At 72.8% G+C, this 536-nt stretch carries 1 protein-coding gene; it reads right to left on the bottom strand.

Translation table 11 applies throughout. The features are described from left to right. Nucleotides 1-367 precede the first annotated feature (367 nt). The coding region (locus CCN33_RS30125) for an amidohydrolase family protein (RefSeq protein WP_167387983.1) at nucleotides 368-536 on the bottom strand (169 nt) is incomplete at its 5' end.

A 536-nucleotide genomic window follows, 5' to 3' on the forward strand; every position in this document is an offset into this window, starting at 1 on the left:
GGAGGCGCTGGGGGCGCTCTTCATCGTCGGCGGCGTGCTGGTGCTGAGCCGGGCGGTGCAGAACCTGATCGAGCGGCCGCCGCCCGGCTCGGACGACTGAGCCCTCACGCGAACGCCGAGCGGGAACGCCCTGCGCGTCTCCCCGGAGCCGTCCACAGCCGGCGTCTCGCGTGGCGCGCCACCGGCACATCGCTGCCCCGGGCCGCTTCTCGGGTGCGAGTGCCTTTGGGTCGGCCGCGCCGGCGGCGATCACACCAGGCGTCATCCGGGCCGGCTGGCTGAGGCCTGCCCCAGCGGGCAGCCCACGCCCCGTTTGGGCTCCCTTCCAACCCCGCCGTCCCGCCGCACCCGTCCGTCGTCTGCAACTTCACAGTCCGAACAACGTTGCCGCGTTGTCGTGGCACACGGCTCGCAGCCATTCCGGGCCGAGGCCGAGCCGCTCCAGAGCGTGGAGCTGGTGGACGTAGGGGTAAGGGATGTTGGGGAAGTCGGAACCGAGCAGGATACGGTCGCCGAGTCCGGCGAGCCGAGGCAGG

It is taken from the genome of Streptomyces recifensis, from assembly GCF_002154615.1.
GTDB classification, from domain to species: domain Bacteria; phylum Actinomycetota; class Actinomycetes; order Streptomycetales; family Streptomycetaceae; genus Streptomyces; species Streptomyces griseoluteus.